At 47.0% G+C, this 16,802-nt stretch carries 16 protein-coding genes and 1 riboswitch; of the genes, 11 read left to right on the top strand and 5 right to left on the bottom strand.

What is annotated here, in order from left to right:
* Positions 1–157: 157 nt before the first annotated feature.
* Positions 158–353: riboswitch (cobalamin riboswitch) on the bottom strand.
* A 179-nt stretch (positions 354–532) separates the two neighbouring features.
* From nrdG to MKY98_RS24660, 3 genes are all read right to left on the bottom strand, one after another.
* A complete protein-coding gene (gene nrdG / locus MKY98_RS24670) occupies positions 533–1,030 on the bottom strand; it encodes an anaerobic ribonucleoside-triphosphate reductase activating protein (protein ID WP_069012087.1) in 498 nt (165 codons plus the stop codon).
* On the bottom strand, positions 1,027–2,976 hold the full coding sequence (locus MKY98_RS24665) for an anaerobic ribonucleoside triphosphate reductase (RefSeq protein ID WP_029518614.1): 1,950 nt from the start codon (positions 2,974–2,976) through the stop codon (positions 1,027–1,029). Before MKY98_RS24665 ends, nrdG begins: the two co-directional genes overlap by 4 nt.
* Positions 2,977–3,269: 293 nt before the next feature.
* Positions 3,270–3,740: an AbrB/MazE/SpoVT family DNA-binding domain-containing protein gene (locus MKY98_RS24660; RefSeq protein WP_029518613.1), complete on the bottom strand. Its 471-nt coding sequence runs from the start codon at positions 3,738–3,740 to the stop codon at positions 3,270–3,272.
* A gap of 236 nt (positions 3,741–3,976) precedes the next feature.
* On the opposite strand from MKY98_RS24660, the gene MKY98_RS24655 reads away from it, so the two are divergent.
* Both MKY98_RS24655 and MKY98_RS24650 read left to right on the top strand, forming a co-directional pair.
* Positions 3,977–6,931, top strand: coding sequence for a glycoside hydrolase family 3 C-terminal domain-containing protein (locus MKY98_RS24655; RefSeq protein ID WP_069012089.1), 2,955 nt, complete (start codon positions 3,977–3,979; stop codon positions 6,929–6,931).
* A gap of 66 nt (positions 6,932–6,997) precedes the next feature.
* A complete protein-coding gene (locus tag MKY98_RS24650; protein WP_029518611.1) occupies positions 6,998–7,471 on the top strand; it encodes an Rrf2 family transcriptional regulator in 474 nt (157 codons plus the stop codon).
* A gap of 67 nt (positions 7,472–7,538) precedes the next feature.
* On the opposite strand, the gene MKY98_RS24645 is transcribed toward MKY98_RS24650, so the two are convergent.
* Positions 7,539–8,630: a GGDEF domain-containing protein gene (locus MKY98_RS24645; protein ID WP_069012091.1), complete on the bottom strand. Its 1,092-nt coding sequence runs from the start codon at positions 8,628–8,630 to the stop codon at positions 7,539–7,541.
* Between the two features lie 224 nt (positions 8,631–8,854).
* On the opposite strand from MKY98_RS24645, the gene MKY98_RS24640 reads away from it, so the two are divergent.
* The 4 genes from MKY98_RS24640 to MKY98_RS24625 are packed head-to-tail and all read left to right on the top strand — an operon-like array spanning position 8,855 to position 13,053.
* The gene (locus MKY98_RS24640) at positions 8,855–10,489 is read left to right on the top strand and encodes a spore germination protein (RefSeq protein ID WP_029518609.1); all 1,635 of its coding nucleotides are present in this window, start codon (positions 8,855–8,857) and stop codon (positions 10,487–10,489) included.
* Between the two features lie 43 nt (positions 10,490–10,532).
* Positions 10,533–11,708, top strand: coding sequence for a Ger(x)C family spore germination protein (locus MKY98_RS24635; protein ID WP_069012093.1), 1,176 nt, complete (start codon positions 10,533–10,535; stop codon positions 11,706–11,708).
* A gap of 26 nt (positions 11,709–11,734) precedes the next feature.
* Positions 11,735–12,847, top strand: coding sequence for a GerAB/ArcD/ProY family transporter (locus MKY98_RS24630; protein WP_029518607.1), 1,113 nt, complete (start codon positions 11,735–11,737; stop codon positions 12,845–12,847).
* Positions 12,844–13,053 (top strand): hypothetical protein, encoded by a 210-nt coding sequence (locus tag MKY98_RS24625; protein ID WP_029518606.1) that lies wholly within the window; start codon positions 12,844–12,846, stop codon positions 13,051–13,053. Before MKY98_RS24630 ends, MKY98_RS24625 begins: the two co-directional genes overlap by 4 nt.
* Here MKY98_RS24625 and MKY98_RS24620 read toward each other — a convergent pair.
* On the bottom strand, positions 13,041–13,334 hold the full coding sequence (locus MKY98_RS24620) for a hypothetical protein (RefSeq protein ID WP_049817035.1): 294 nt from the start codon (positions 13,332–13,334) through the stop codon (positions 13,041–13,043). The genes MKY98_RS24625 and MKY98_RS24620 overlap by 13 nt on opposite strands.
* Positions 13,335–13,521: 187 nt before the next feature.
* Between MKY98_RS24620 and MKY98_RS24615 the strand changes: the two genes are divergently transcribed.
* The 5 genes from MKY98_RS24615 (at position 13,522) to MKY98_RS24595 (ending at position 16,681) form a co-directional block, all read left to right on the top strand.
* Positions 13,522–13,917: a Fur family transcriptional regulator gene (locus MKY98_RS24615; RefSeq protein ID WP_023990809.1), complete on the top strand. Its 396-nt coding sequence runs from the start codon at positions 13,522–13,524 to the stop codon at positions 13,915–13,917.
* Entirely contained in the window at positions 13,893–14,732 is an 840-nt protein-coding gene (locus MKY98_RS24610) for a response regulator transcription factor (protein WP_025720336.1), read from the top strand. Before MKY98_RS24615 ends, MKY98_RS24610 begins: the two co-directional genes overlap by 25 nt.
* Positions 14,733–14,878: 146 nt before the next feature.
* Complete coding sequence (locus MKY98_RS24605) at positions 14,879–15,292, top strand: BlaI/MecI/CopY family transcriptional regulator (protein ID WP_013312429.1); 414 nt, start codon at positions 14,879–14,881, stop codon at positions 15,290–15,292.
* Positions 15,293–15,294: 2 nt separating this feature from the next.
* Positions 15,295–16,155: a M56 family metallopeptidase gene (locus MKY98_RS24600; protein ID WP_029518605.1), complete on the top strand. Its 861-nt coding sequence runs from the start codon at positions 15,295–15,297 to the stop codon at positions 16,153–16,155.
* 118 nt (positions 16,156–16,273) lie between these two features.
* Positions 16,274–16,681: a DoxX family protein gene (locus MKY98_RS24595; RefSeq protein WP_069012095.1), complete on the top strand. Its 408-nt coding sequence runs from the start codon at positions 16,274–16,276 to the stop codon at positions 16,679–16,681.
* The last annotated feature ends 121 nt before the right edge of the window (positions 16,682–16,802 follow it).

The following is a 16,802-nucleotide window of genomic DNA, read 5'->3' as shown; positions in this document are numbered from 1 at the left end:
TTTTCCTCCTAGTGGGTGGCTGTTTTATTTTTACGTACCAAAAAAGGCATTCTTCCCCCCAGAGTTAAAAATAAGTAGGGGAAAGAATGCCTCCGTGATTAAAAAATCAAAAATACGGCGACTGCTCTTAACACCTCCCTATCTTCCGTAGGTACTTGCGATGTTGTTAAAATAGGCAGGTCTCCTGACTTACGGATCATGACTCTCAGCATCCCTTCCCGGTCTGTGGACCAGTGGTTGTATGAACAGCTGAAAGTTCCCCGTTTACAGTGGCGGGACCGTGCCGGATTTGCACCGGCTTCCCTTTTAAGCCTGATCTGAATAGAACAGACACCTATCTCCAAGCTATGCGGTTAAGGTATGACGAATAATTATGCACTCGTATACTTGTTCACCATCATAAGTGAAACTTGCAGGATGCGCAATAGAAACTGCAATGGAATCTGTTAGGGATATGCAAAAAAAGACAAGCCTCATCCATGATGGAGACTTGTCCTAGATTAGATATAGCATTTGCCGAGTAACCTTCGCCTTAAGTCAATGAAACGGTGTAACCTGCCTGAATGCTGGCTTTTACATCTACCAGACGCTGGTTGCGACTGCCCCGGAAGGGAAGGGTCAGGTCCTTTTGCTGTTCTACAAAGCGACCATCCACAATCACATCGCACAAAAGTGCTAGCTTTTGTCGCTCCTGATCTGTGAGTAGATCTTCATAGACAAAGCCAGTGTAAGCCCACACAGTTCGGTCGGGACAGGCCGCACGGAAGTCACGCACAAATTGCGAGCATTCTGCTGCTGAGAAAAACGGGTCTCCCCCGCAGAGAGTCAGTCCGTCCAACAACGGATTTTCCATGATGTCACGAATGACCTCCTGTTGTCGTTGGGGGGTGAATGGCTCACCTGCACGGAAGCTCCACGACGCTGGATTAAAGCATCCGGGACAGGCATGACGGCAACCGCTAATGAACACGACGGTACGCAGGCCGTATCCTTCATTCAGAGATTCCGGAATGTAGCCACATAAATTCACTTATGTTTCACCCGGTCTCGAACTTCTGCCTGTTTTGCAGCATTAAATCGAACGGTATAATCTCCTGTCAGATATCCGGTTACCCGACGTAAGCGCTGAAAGTGTGTGTGCTCCTCATCTGTGCCACATTGGGGGCAGCTTGTCCCGATAATCCCTTCATAACCGCATTCCGTACAACGATCCACCGGATGGTTGATGGAAAAGTAGCCGATATTCTGATGCAGCGCGTATTGAACAATTTTAAGAAACGCATCCGGGTTATTCCGCGCATTACCGTCCAGCTCAATGTATGATATCGCACCAGCGTTGCATAGGTTATGGAACGGAGCTTCCAAGCTGATTTTACGAGCAGCCGGGAGCGTGTAATACACGGGAATATGAAAAGAATTCGTGTAATATTCTCGATCATTTACCTCAGGAATAATCCCGAAATCACGTTGATCCAGCAAGGTGAACTTGCCCGACAGACCTTCGGCAGGCGTAGCGAACAATGTAATATTCAAATTGTGATATTCACTCATTCGATCGCAATACACGCGCATAGAAGTAATGATTCGCTGTGCCTCTCGGTATACGAAATCATCCTCCCCGTGGTGTTTCCCGTATAGTGCCTTCATGCACTCAGCCAGTCCGATGAATCCGATCGAAAGCGTACCGTGTTTTAGTATGCTTCCCACCTTATCATCTGGCTCTAGTTGTTCTCCACCTTCCCATACCCCTTCGCGCATCATAAAGTCCGAGGCTTTGGCCGGCTGGCTGGTCTGGATTTGATAGCGATGGATTAAGCCATCCACCGCAATGCGCATAACTTCTTCTAGTCTCGCATCAAAGCGATCACGGTCAGGTGTCAGGCGTTTGCCTGTGCAAATACCATACTCAATGCCAAGCCGCACCAGATTAATGGTATTGAAAGAGAGATTTCCCTTGCCACTCTGCCGATTTCTACCGAAACGGTCAGAAATGGTGCGGGTACGGCAACCCATTGTCGCTATAATGGTATCCGGGTCATCAGCACGGTAAAAAGGCAGGTTGAAGGTGGCATCCACATTCACAAAATTGGGATACATCCGTCTGCTAGAGCATTCTACCGCCCGTAAGAACAAATCATAATTGACGTCGCCTTCTGCCTGATTGATTCCCTCTTTGCATTGGAAAATATGCTGTGGAAAAATAGGAGTTTCCCCGCTACCCAAGCCGCGAATCGTGGCCTCCAGCAGCGATTGAGTAACAAGCCGTCCCTCAGCAGACGTGCACATTCCGTAATTCAGTGAAGTGAATGGAATCTGTCCACCCGCGCGACTGCTCATGGTGTTCAGGTTATGAATGAGCGATTCAGCAGCCTGTCGGGTTTCCGTCTCCGTCTCTTCGCGAGCGAATGCGTATGAACGAGGGCAGGCTTCTTGCAAATGGGGATTGGCCATATGTAGTTCATCGTCAGTCAGACTAGATTCTATCTCTTCCTCGAACAGCCGAAGTCCCTTGCGCAGATGCTTGCGGAAGGACCGGGCAACGTATGGGGCAAGGTCCCAATCTATTTTATTGGCGGAGACACCTCCGAATTGGCTATTTTGCTGAGACTGGAATATGATGGCAACTAGTGCCATGGCGGACATAATCGTTTGCGGTGTGCGTACAGAGCCATTGCCTGTATTGAATCCGTCTTGTAGTAACCGGCCAAAAGGGATAAAGATACAATTCGTAGTTCCGAGTGCGTATTGGTCCAAATCGTGAACATATACATATCCGTGATCAATCGCGTTCGTCAGTTCAGGCGGAAGTACCCGCAGGCGCGCATACCATTTGGCATACTCGGACCCAAGCTTGCTCATTTTGCCGCTGAACGATTCTCCATTCAAATTTGCATTCTCCCGCAGCATGTCCAGATCTTGTGCCCCAATGACCCGCTCGCCGATGTCGTATAATTGATGTTCCTCCAGCACCTTCATCGTAAAACCCTCCATATAGTAAAATATATATATTTTTCACAAAAACAACATATTGATGATATCTAGTGATAACCAATTGTTTCGATCTATATATTGTATATACGTATACATCGGGAGTATGTGACTATTGTCACATTAGCAAGAGCGGCCGACACGAAAAAGCCAGGTATAGAGTAAGGGGCACATCCGTAGATATGCGCCTTACTCTATACCTGGCAATCGAAGTTGTGACAAAAAAATGAATAGGGTCGTCGGTACATTGTGTATGATTTTGGGATATAGATTTAGAAGGTTTAGAGTAGCTTTTTCAACTGGGACACCCGGCCTTGGGAGATATCGAGCATTTCTGCATACACTTTTTGTGGCAGGTTCGGGTGATCCTGAATTAGCTTGCGAAGCTTTTTTACCATTTCACCTTGCTGCACTCTGGATTGCTTGGGCTGCCACGTTGTGTTGTTTCGGATCGGCTGGGTATGTTCTTGAGCCTGGATAGCATCATTGCTTGTGGCATGCACATTTTCATCGGTCTTTAATAATTGAATGCAATCAGCGCAGATAAAGCTGTCCCGAAAATAAGTTAAGTGATCCACCGCGCCGCAAAATTTGCAGGAGACACCCGTGTATTTTCTTAATACAAATCCTTCTTCATCTACGAAGAATTCAAGCGAATCACCGATATTGATATCCATTGTGGTGCGCATTTCCTTAGGGAGTACAATTCGCCCCAATTGATCCAGGGGCCTTGTCATTCCGGTATTTTTCATCAGCGCTTCCTCCTTCAATGATATATCCTGATTATACCAAAAAATATTATTTTTAGCTTTGTATATTGAAGGTAAAATGCAACTTTTTTTGTCTTTATGCTGCGACTCTCTTTCATCCAGTATAGGATGTTTTCGGTATTGTTGCCGGGATACTCCTTTTTAGCTATGATATATTAAAACGCTTTCATGTATGCCTTTTCATTATATTCTTAAAATGGGATAAGGAGATGACGGATATGAGTCATGAAACAACAGATATCGAATATTTATATCAAGATCCGAAGATTCATCTGGATGAGCGTGTACGGGATCTCGTGTCGCGACTAACCTTGGAGGAAAAGATCGAATCCATGTTGCAATACCAGCCGGCCATTGACCGATTGGGAGTCGCAGCTTACAAGCACGGTACGGAAGCGGCACACGGGATAGCATGGTTGGGTGAGGCGACTTCATTTCCTCAGCCAGTAGGATTGGCATGTACTTGGGATACGGAGTTAATGCGTCAAATCGGCTCTGTTATCGCAGATGAGGCGCGTGTCTACTATCATCGTGATCCTAAATTAAACGGTCTGACCCTGTGGGCACCTACGGTGGATATGGAGCGTGACCCAAGATGGGGACGCAATGAGGAAGCTTACGGCGAAGATCCGTATTTGACGGGAGAGCTGTCGAAGGAGTTAGTCAAGGGGATACAGGGCGATCATCCGGTATATTTGAAAGCGGTTGCCACTTTAAAACATTTTCTGGGTAACAATAATGAAGTGGATCGGGGAAGTGGCTCCTCCAGTATAGATCCACGAAACCTGCGAGAATATTACCTAAGAGCCTTTGAGAAGCCTTTTATGGAAGGCCGCGCCCAGTCGATGATGACTTCCTACAACCTGATTAATGGAACGCCTGCTACGTTATATCATGGGGTTAACGATATTGTCAGGGACGAATGGGGGATGGACGGCTTTGTCGTAAGTGATGCGGGTGATGTCATGGGGATTGTCAACGATCATCAGTATTACGATTCCCACACGCCAGGTGTGGCCGAATCTATTCGGGCGGGAATTGACAGCATTACAGATGATGCGGAGCTCTCCAAGCGGGCGATTCGAGAAGCTTTGGCACAAGGATCGCTGCAAGAAGAAGACTTGGATCGGGCATTGTTTCATACGTTCCGTGTCCGTTTTCGGTTGGGGGAATTTGATCCGGCTGCAGACAACCCCTATGCCTCGATCGGAGAGGAAGCTCTCGTGACAGAGCAAGCCCGTGAATTGTCGTTGCGTGCGGCGAGGGAGCAGATCGTATTGCTTAAAAATGAGCATGAACTCTTGCCATTGGACCCTGCCCGGTGTGGCAAAGTAGCGGTCATTGGTACGCATGGCAATGAGGTGTACCGCGACTGGTATTCCGGTACGCTGCCCTACCGGGTTACACCGCTGGAGGCGATTCGTACCAAGCTGGAAGGCGAGGACGAGAAGGAACGCGTCGTGTACCTTGATGCCAAGGATCGCGTGACCTTGACGGCGGCGAATGACGGATCGAAGCTCGCAGTTGATTCTTCTGGTGAGATGCGCCTATCCCAGGATGGAGACCCAACGGTATTGACCATGACGGATTGGGGCTATGGCAGTGTGACGTTACATGATGAGCATCTGGGTACTTACGTGACGAGTGATGAAATAACGCTTCGTGTGACAGCTGATGAAGCGTATGGCTGGTATGTCAAAGAGGTCTTTGGGCTGACTCCTGTTGGACAAGGAGAGCATCTGTGGACGACATGGAATGGAAAACCAGTCATTGCCGGAACAGAGGGCTCATTAAAGGTAGGGGAGGCTGAAAAATCCGCACTTAACGCTGTAGAGTGTAACGCCTCAACAGCCTCGACAGTTTCAGGACAGAGCCATACAACATTCCAGGTAGAGACGGTGTCAGATGGTTTAGCGGAAGCGATAGCCGCTGCGCAAGCGGCAGATACAGCAATTGTATTTGTTGGAAATCACCCGCTCATCAATGGAAAGGAAGAGAATGATCGCCCAGGCTTGGAACTGGCAGCTTCCCAGCAACGGCTTATCGAGGAAGTGTATCGCGTCAATCCGAATACGATTGTGGTTCTGACGGGTAGCTATCCATTTGCCATCCCTTGGGTTCAGGAGCATATTCCAGCGATCGTATACACGTCTCATGCGGGACAAGAGCATGGTACGGCAATAGCGGATGTGTTATTTGGAGATTACGCGCCAGCGGGGCGTTTGAACATGACCTGGGTTCAGAGCGAGGATCAATTGGGCGACATCAAAGATTACGATATTATTCGCGGTGGTCGTACCTATCAATATTTTGAAGGTGTATCCTTGTATCCATTTGGCCATGGATTGACGTATTCGCCTTTTGAATATAGTGACCTGCGTACAGATGCCCTGAAGGATAGCGTAACATCTATTGCTGCACTGGATGCCATGGATACGCTCCAGGTGTGGGTAGAGGTGACGAATCGGGGCGTAGCTGCTGGTGAAGAGGTTGTGCAACTCTATGTACGGCCTGGTGCCTCACGAGTAAAGCGACCATTGAAGACATTGTGCGGTTTTCAACGTATTCGCTTAGAGGCAGGTGAGACGCGAACGGTTTCCTTTACGATTCGGATGAAGGATTGGGCGATCTGGGATGTTACGCGGGATTGCTATTGCGTTGAATCGGGTGAATATACACTGCTGGCTGGTGCTTCCTCAGCGGATATCCGATTGGAGCACCCTGTGTACGTTCGAGGCGAAGTCATTCCACCACGCCAAGCCGGACGAAGTATCCGCGCTGAAAACTTCGATGATTGCTCCGACATCGTACTAGATGAAAGCAAGGAGCAAAAGGAGGCCTGTGTACGTCCGCGCACACCTCAACGTTCTGGTTGGATTGCCTTTCATGGCGTAGACATGGATACGGTGAGTATGACCGAGCTTCAGTGCCGCGTGTCGGGCAACAGCAGTGATGCCACAATTGAGCTGTGTTTGGATGCACCCGATAGTGAAGCCGTGGCACGTGTGAACGTGGGCAATACAGGAGGGGCGCAAGCATGGGTTACACTCTCCGAAGCGGTACATTCAGTCTCTGGCATACGTGATGTATATCTGTTGTTGAGCGGGGAAGTGCGGTTAGCTCATTTTATTTTGGGCGATCATGCTACAGAGGATTCCGGCTTTCAGGCTTGAACTTACTTCTGACATCACGTACAATGCATTCAACGAAGTTTCTACAGCTTAGGGGTGTCATCTCATTTGAATAGTGAAAAAAGACTACGCACCGCAACGCCCAGATGGCTTGGGGTGGCGGTAAAGGCGCTTGTCTATTTGGAAAAGCACGGAGAACTCTGTGCCAGCGGTTCTATTGCCCGTTCCATTGACTGCGAAGTCACTTTGGTGCGCAGGGTGCTGACGCGACTTGTACAGGCAGATTTGATTGCAGCACGCGAAGGTCGTGAGGGAGGCTATGTGCTTACCCGTTCGGCCGACCATATTACACTTGCCGATATATACCACGCCATTGAAATATGTGATCCAATTTTCCCGGGTATGATGCATGAACCGGAAACCAATCCTTTTTGTGAGGAGTTGGCGATAGCCGTATCCGAAATTTTAGCCGAGAGCGAACGACGTATGCTGGAAGTATGGGGGGCCCATACGCTGGCTTCGCTTGCCAAGCGTACATCACTCGTGGTGGGGAAATGCAATCATAATGAAGATTCAAAATGATAATAGCCGATACGACTCTCAAGAGAGGGTTGTATCGGCTATTTCTATGAAATGGTCATGCCTCAAATTATATTTCATATGAGCAAACCCGGTTACGTCCTGCATTTTTAGCTTCGTATAGAGCTTTATCTGCCTGCTCCAATAGGGCTGCCCCGGACATATCTTCCCCGGTACCTGGAAAGGTTGTCACGCCGATGGACACCGTGACTTTAAGAATAAGCCCGTCCGCTAAAACAAACTCATACTGATTTACTCCGCTAAGAATTTGATTAGCTATGCGAAGTGCTTGCCGAAAAGCGCAATTCGGCAAGAGTACGGTGAATTCTTCTCCCCCGCTGCGGGTGACTACATCATTAGGACGACATTTTTCCATTAAAATCTGTCCAAGCTGGCGCAGCACTGCATCTCCTGCGGCATGTCCGTAGGTATCGTTGACTTCCTTGAAGTGATCAATATCTAACACCAGTACGGATAAATGCTCATGACGTTGGCGAGCTTGAGGGAGCTTCTCTTCCAATGAGAACTCAAGCTGCCTTCTGTTGCTTAAATTAGTGAGATGGTCTGTGTAGGAGGTATGCTCCAGACGAAGTAACAGCTCATTGGATGTGTTGATAGATTCAGCAATGAGGTACAGAAGACATCCACCGACCATGGAAATGAAGAATTGGAGCGGATACACGTGCAGAACATCATCAAGATTTTTCAAATTAATCATAAGGGGACAGAATATAATGCCCAAAGCAAAAACGTTCATAATCATCAGCTTGGGTAAACGTGACCAGGACAGATGTGACAATAAAGCGCACCCCAGGCCAACGAGTATCATAAAAATAGCGCCTACGATGGCTTGATCGTTAATACCAAACAGCAATAATCTACCTATACATATAAACAGAGTAGCCGTGAGCGCTGCTGGGCCGCCGATGTAAGTGGCGGTAGCTACGATGGCCAGATGACGAAGATCGGCAATCGTATTAAATCCTACTGGAATTGAATAGTACATCATGACAATGCCGTAGCACCCAAAAAGGGCGCCTCCAATCCAATGCATCTTACGCTTCAAGGTGTGCAGACGGATTTTATATCTTTGTGATATGAGGCCGGTTATGTACAAAAAGGTGACAAGGATACAGGTATTTACAAAAAACGTACTGAACAAGATGTTAACCCTCCCGAGAGGCATATTTCTTCATTTTATCAAAAAAACTGACATTAAGCTTGCAAATGAAGAATTTATTGAAATTTATTACGCGGGTACGCTTATAACGTTTCGTTCACGTATTTGGTGCATAACTGGGAATAGATTGAGCATACTCCAAAGATACAAGAATAAGGAAAAATGGGCGGTATCTATTGCTGCCTTACTGGAGATGAGGTTTGCTCATGATTCGCTATCCCTATCGCAAACATAATAAAAAGTCGGGTGCGGGTAAGAACAATGGAAATTCTCCGCGCTATCTAAAAATCGATACTTGTTTGGAAACCAACTTGCAGCAAATTAAGAAATTGACGTCAGATAGCCCAGACTTTCTGATGCGTCGCTTTAAATTGGGGCTGAGGGCGGAGGTTCCCGCCGCTATTGTGTTTCTAGATAGTATGGCTAAAACGGATACGGTGAATGAACTCATCATGAGATCCATGCTTAGCCGCCCATCTGCTGAAGTGGCTGCTGAGGCGGAGAATGCAGAAGCGCTGTACGTAAGAATACAGAGTCATGCGCTTGCACTGGGAGAAGTGAAGGACTGCGATGATTGGAGTTCCATGATGGAACAACTGTTAATGGGGGACACGATCATCTTATTGGAAGGCTGCGAAAAAGCGATTGCGTGCGGCACGCGTGGGGGAGAGACACGCGCAGTCAGCGAGCCAACAACACAGACAGTCGTCAGAGGACCGAAAGAGGGATTTGTAGAATCCCTATTCACGAATATTTCTCTGGTCCGGCGACGGATTAAAAGCTCCGATCTTACACTGGAGATGTTCCAAGTGGGAAGCACGTCTCTCACGAATGTGGCCATGCTGTACATGAAGAACATTGCAAATCCAGGCGTCGTAGATGAGGTTCGTAAACGGATAGAAAACATCAATATTGACGCTATATTTGAGTCCGGCATGGTTGAGGAGATGATACAAGAAAATCATTTCACACCATTCCCAACGATTTTTAACACGGAAAGACCCGACACCATCAGCAGCAATATTATGGAGGGCCGAGTGGCGCTCATCGTAGACGGGACTCCGTTTGTACTGGTGATGCCTACAGTATTTGCCCAATTTTTTCAGAGTTCTTCGGATTATGAAGAGCGTTACGATATGGCGACTGTTGTTCGGCTCATTAGATATATCAGCTTCATTATTCTTATTCTAGGGCCTTCTCTCTACATTGCCTTAACAACATACCATTATGAAATGATACCGACTCCACTACTGATCAGCATATTGGCTCAGCGGGAATCCGTTCCTTTTCCGGCATTTCTAGAGGCGTTTATTTTGGAGATTACCTTTGAGATTTTGCGTGAGGCGGGTATTCGAATGCCGCGTGCGGGTGGTCAAACGGTTTCCGTTATAGGAGCGCTTGTGTTGGGTCAAGCGGCCGTGGAAGCCGGAGTCGTCACCCCGCTGCTCACAATTGTAGTAGCCCTGACGGGAATAGCCAGTTTCGCAATCCCAGCCTATAACATGGCAGTGGCCGGGAGATTGTGCCGGTTTATTTTCATGATACTGTCAGCGTTTATGGGGCTATACGGCATTACATTGGGGTTGATTGCGCTGATTGCTCATATGAACAGTCTGAGTTCTTTCGGGGTGCCCTACATGGCGCCTTTCAGCCCTTTTGTGCTGGAGAGTCAAAAGGATGCCGTATTGCGACTCCCGTTCTGGATGATGAGGAAGCGTCCTAAAAGCATTACATCTAAGAACCAGAAAAGAATGAAGGATGGAAGCGGGATTTCCTCTTCTGATAAAACCACACCGATGCAGGAGGGGGGCAATCAGGGTGTATCAGCGGAAGAGGAATGAACAAAGTGCAGTAACTTTTAAGAGGAGAATAGGGGGGCTGTGTTTGGTTTTACTACTGTTCGCTCCCTTGTTATCCGGTTGCTGGGATTCTGTGGAGTTAAACCAGAGAGCAGTAGTAGCTGGGATAGGAATTGATTTGGTTGGGGAGTCGGATTATGAGGTTTCCCTACAGGTGATCGTAGCAGATGAAATCGCCGGAGCCAAAGCGAGAGGAGATACTCCAGTCGTTTTGTATCGGGAAAAGGGAAAAAATCTGTTTCAAGCGCTCCGCAGAGCCTCACAAAGGGTTCCGCGGATCATTTCTTTGGCGCATACCAAACTGATCGTTATTGGTGAAAAGCTGGCACGGGCTGGAATCGGCGATATGATGGATTCTCTGGAAAGGTCTACAGAAATCCGGCTGCCGGTGAAAATGCTGGTGGCACGCGGTAATACTGGGAAGGATGTACTGGCAATCATGACCGCAATCGGTCGTATTCCCGCCAATGATATTTCAGGAAAGCTGGAAACATCGGAGCGTTTGTATGCCGGGGATTACGCGGTGACTATCGACGATGTGATTCGCAGCATGTCTCATAAGGGTGGCGGTCCTGTGCTGACGGGCATAGGGGTCAATGGGAATTTAGAGCAGGCCTCAAGCAAGAACAATGTGGACAATATTTTACCGAAAGCTATTGTTCATATTAAGGGAATGGGGGTGTTCAAAAAGGATCGGCTTGTCCGCTGGTTGGATGATGATCAGGCCATTGGACTGTCTATGATCAACAACAAGGTGAAAGGTGCCCAAACAACACTGAGCTGCGGTAAGGATAGGGAAACCATTGGCATCGAAACCTTGTTCTCTTCAACCAAGATACACACACGGATGGAGCAAGGGGAGCCTGTTTTTGTGATTAACCTAAAACAGACCGGGGCGGTACAGGAAGCCGAGTGCTCGATTAACTTACAAAGTCCGGAGGCGATGAAAAGACTGCAGGAGAAATGGACAGAGGAGACGAAAAAAGTGATCACTTCAACAGTCAGAGAGGTTCAGCGTACCCGTAGCGATGTAATAGGCTTTGGCCTTGCGCTGGAGAGGAGCTATCCCAAACAATGGAAAAGAATCTCTTCCGAATGGAGCCGTAATTTTGCGGAAAGCACCGTCCGTATTCAAGTGACTTCTGTACTGAAACACACTCAGTCGCGGACTAACCCATACTCCAAGGGGGAATCAGACTAGTGAAAATAGAGCAAGGAGGGAAGGCCATGAAAAAAAAGACACGGATAGGTGCAAAAGAGATGATCTCTCTTATGGTGTTGTTTGAGATGGGCACATCCATGATGTCTATTCCCGGAAGGAATGCGGGCAAGGATGCGTGGATCGCCATCCTCATTTCCACGGTTTTGGGGGCAATGCTTTTTGTATGCTATGGCAGCCTTCACCGACGTTTTCCCGACTTGCTAATGACACAGTACTGCAGAACCCTTTTGGGCAAGAAAGCAGGGAGTGCGCTTGCTTTTTTATATATCGTGTTTTTTCTTTACGGCGGAGCACGGGATCTTCGGGACACGGGGATCCTGATTGCCGACCGGACGCTTCAGCATACGCCGTTGACAGTCATTTGTGCCTTAATGATTGGACTTGTCATGTATGTGGTGTATTTGGGAATCGAGGTTGCAGGCCGGACGGCCATTATCATGTTAATTTTGCTGCTACTGCTGGGCCTGGCTACGAATATATTAATTTTGTTGGCAGGCATTGTAGATGTCGGCAATATATTGCCCATAGCCGAGCATGGCTGGCAGCCGATATGGCAAGTTGTTTATTCGCAAGCCGTGATGCTACCGTACGGCGAGATGGTTACGTTTGCGATGATTCTCCCCACATTAAAAAAAGGCTATCGTGCCAATGGGGTAGGGGTCTCTGCTATATTGCTGGGAGGGCTGCTCCTGTCTATTGTTACACTGTCCAATGTGCTTGCACTGGGGGAAGATGTGTTCAAACGGGCGACTTACCCGCTGCTCTCGATGATCAGCAAGGTCGAAATATCTGATTTTATCGACAGAGTCGATGTCATCGGCGTTATGAGCGTTATTATCTTTGATTTTTTTAAAATTTTCATCTTCTATTATGCCGCGGTTAAAGCCGCAGAGGATGTATTGAGAGTGTCTTACCATAAACTGATCCTGCCATTTGGGATTATCATGTTAGTCTCTTGTGTATTGATGGCACTGAGCTATCAAGATCACCTTCAAACAGGCGAGTTAGTGCTGAAATGGCTGTTTCCGATATTTGCCGTGTTTTTTCCTATCTTGCTGCTAATCGTGTCGTGGCTGAGAAAGACCCGGAATAAAAAAGGAGAGGAAAATGTCTCATGAGTCATCGTCTTGCCGACAAAAAATACATCGGTACCGGTCAAATGCTCATTTTGATGTTCCATTTTATTCTGGGAGATGTGGTCATTATTAATATGGATAGTGAATATGAACGGAATACATGGATTGCCACTTTGAATTTGGACGACTGTCCCTCATCTATATTCATCCATTATTTGTTTGCGTTTTCCCTTGTTTATTCTTTCTGATGGCTCTGTTGCGGAGAATCAGAGGAAGAAGTAGGAACTTTGAGGAAACGTGACCATTGTGAGAACAGGAAGCGAAATGCGTTTCCTCTTGGCTTTTTGCCCACATTTATAAAGAACACGATAAGCATTCCTGCCAGGACGACATATTCTGATGGTCGCATAGTGAAAAAAGCCAATGAAATAGGCTCCCAAGGATGATGAACACCAGAAAGCCATTTTATCGATATACTTGTTCCGAGCATTAGCAGCATAAAGAGCGTGAATATCCACACTATCTTCATAAAATATCCCTCCGATTATAAATAAGCTAAGCATGTACTCCTGTATACATTGTGTTGCAAAGCCGTTCAATTTATCCGATACCATTGACTTGAAATAAATTAAGATTTATACTTATTCTAAATTGATCTTTAATATGATTGTAAGTTTGTAATTAATATAATCTGCGTTGGTTAAGGGAGATGCGGTATGAGAACTTTAAATTTAACTTCGCAGCGCCAAGCGGTATATGATGTGGTTCGTGAAGCTCACGATCATCCTACTGCGGCCGATGTTATGAATCGGTTGATGGAGCGCGGATATAATCTGGCCTATGGAACGGTATATAATTCACTGCGTTATTTGACGGATAAGGAATTAATCCGTGAATTGAAGCTGGGGGAAGCTGCGAGTCGCTATGACGGGCGGATGGACGATCATCAGCATATTATTTGTCAGGTATGCGGCCGAGTAGATGAAGTGATGAGTGAAGTCCCACATGATTGGATTGACACGGTTGCGCATGAAACGGGGTATAATATTGCCCATGCCCATGTCGTATTCGGAGGAGTGTGTAAGGAATGTCAAAGCAAGCGAATCAGATAACAAATCGTTTCAAAGTGGCTGACATGCCTAGACGGGTGAAGGGCAGTTGGACATCGATGTTAGCTGCTCCCTCTACACCTACGGTGCAGACCGTTCCTTCCAATGAGCCCTTGTATTGTCCAACTACACGTCGTATCATTCTGATCAGTTCGGTACCGGGTGTAGTTCACGGGTTGGTGCGTACGCTGTCAGATGCGTGTTTTGATGTGATGGTTTTCCATCGCTGGGAACCTGAAGTGCAGCGTCATCTGGGAAGCGATCTCTTGATTTACGATTTGACCGCTACCGAACCACAGAGTGAATTACTGGATATTCGCAATCGTCTTGAGGTAGAACACATGAAAGACACACCAGTTATGTACGTGGTTCAGGATCGGGTGTCTGTACATGCTCATGAGCTGCTTCCTTCAGAAGAGGTGCTGGTGTGGCCGCTGGCTTCCAATCATATGGTGCATGACATTGAACGGATGATTGTACGCCATCCTGCAACTTCCCGTCAGGCAGCGCAAGCCAGCCGTCGTACGGTGTTCAAGGACATCTGGATTGACCGAGATAAAATGCTGGTATATAAAGAAGAGAGTCAATTGAATCTGACTAAAACAGAATACGATTTGCTGCTGAAGCTGATTGATGCTCAAGGCAAAGTGATCTCCCGCGAGCAAATGATGCACGATATCTGGGAGACGGATTTTGTAGGCGGCAGCAACGTTGTAGATGTGCATGTCAAAAGTTTGCGCAAGAAGCTGGATGATCGGCCTGCAGAACCTGAATATATTGCAACCGTAAGAGGTGTAGGATACAGATTGGCAGATTGAACTGAAAGTTATGAATACCGATGAATTTCCGCCGGATGGAGACATTCGGCGGTTTGTATATGATTCCATGAAGAAACTGACATTAGGTGTGACGGTTGACTTTGTCAGGAGATATACACTACAATCGGTAGTGTGAGGTGCTTCTTATGAAACGACTGAATTTTAAAGCTGGCGAAACCGGGCTTAACCGATTTTTCGGACCTCTGGAAGCCAAAATTATGGATATTTTATGGTCCACTTCGGATCGGAGTATCAAAGAAGTGCAGACCGCGTTGGAGGGGGATCGGGACTTTAACTTCAATACGGTAATGACCGTGATGAACCGTTTAGTGGAAAAGGGAATACTGAGTAAGAGTATACGTGGGAGAACGTCTTTATATCGTCCAGTTTTAAGCAGGGAAGAATTCATGGATGAGCAATCCAAGGGACTGAGTCACGAATTGGTGGACGAATTTGGTCCGCTTGCTGTCAATCATATGATTGATGCTCTGGAGGTGGCCGATCCGAAGTTGATCGAACGTCTGGAACAAAAAATTAAACAATGGAAAAAGGATATGTAGCGATGTGGAAAACACGTTCTAAATTACTGTTTACAGCAGGCGCCTTGATTTCGGGTTTCGCCCTTATACAGATGGGTATGTACGCCGGGCAGCATGTTTTCGGCTGGAAATTGAATTATAACGTGTTTCAAATTTGCAGAAGTTTGTTACAGCATTACGGAATCGGCTACATGGTGGATGCGCTCAGCGGGCTGGTTTTCGTTACCTTCGCTATCGCCGGAGGAGAAGCAGTCAGACAGTGTATGGCTACCAGGGCAGCTTTTCGCAGATTGCACCGAATGCGTGACCTGCCGCTGACCGAAGCACTGGGTGAGCGATATGGTGAACTCGGGACCGATCGGATATGGGTCATTGATTATGCCAAGCCAGCCGCCTTCACCATGGGATTATGGAAGCCACGTATTGTATTGTCCTCTGCACTATTGTCTGTACTGGACAAACACGAAGAAGAAGCTGTCATATACCATGAAGCCTATCATATGAAACATTATGATCCGTTGAAGACCTGGTTGCTGCAAGTATGTGCTAAACAGCTGTTTTACTTGCCGGTGCTACGTCACATTACCCATCATTATAAGACGGCCCGTGAAATTTTGGCTGATAACGAAGCGATTCATCGAGCGGGTTCACCAGTTGGGATTGGGAGCGCATTGCTCAAGCTTCTGAGTATGACGCCTGCCAATACTCGCCTGGTAAACTCCGCCGCTTGTTCCTCGTTTGCAGAAACGTCCATTAACTATCGTATCTCACGTATTTTAGACCCTCAGCAAGAACCTGTCATTCAAATGCCTTGGCGTTCGATTATGTTTTCCAGCTATGTGCTAGTGATGCTGACACTTATGTTTGCACTGGCGCTAATCTAAGTTTGGCAAGATGTTTCCTACAGGTGGCGCTTTTTGCGCTACCGATTCTCAATGTGTAATACACTACATTGTGTAGTTTATTGCGGGGTTTTTATACAATTTAAAAGGAGATGAGCAAATGAATCAAACGCTTATGAATATTGGATTATTGTTGGTACGGATTTTTACAGGGGTTATTTTTATCGTTCACGGTGCACAAAAGTTTCAGGGACTAGACGGAACCTCCGGTTTCTTCCAAAGTATCGGACTCCCTGGTTGGATGGCTCCTGTGGTCGCCACGGTTGAGCTGGTTGGAGGAATTGCACTGGTTCTGGGTATCGGAACACGATTGGCTGGAGCGGCATTGACCATCGTTATGATCGGTGTATTGCTCACTGCTAAAAAAGGACAGCCTTTTGGCTCGATTGAATTTGATCTGCTGATTCTGTTCACCAGCCTTCAGCAAGCGCTTGTCGGTGGACGCTTTCTGGCAGTGGATCAGTTATTTGGCCGTAAAAAGGTTGAAAACAGTAACGTACAGGTCTAAATATTCATATAACCGCGCCCTTAGTCTTATAGGGCGCGTTTTTTGTTTTTCTCCTTTGTGAAATTTTATTGTAAATCATTTGCTACTTTCAACCGATATAACTAACACGGAATGTAATTCA

Source organism: Paenibacillus sp. FSL M8-0228, from assembly GCF_038007385.1.
GTDB classification, from domain to species: domain Bacteria; phylum Bacillota; class Bacilli; order Paenibacillales; family Paenibacillaceae; genus Paenibacillus; species Paenibacillus polymyxa_D.
The sequence above is the reverse complement of the archived record's forward strand: the minus strand, read 5'-3'. Positions and strand labels throughout refer to the sequence as shown.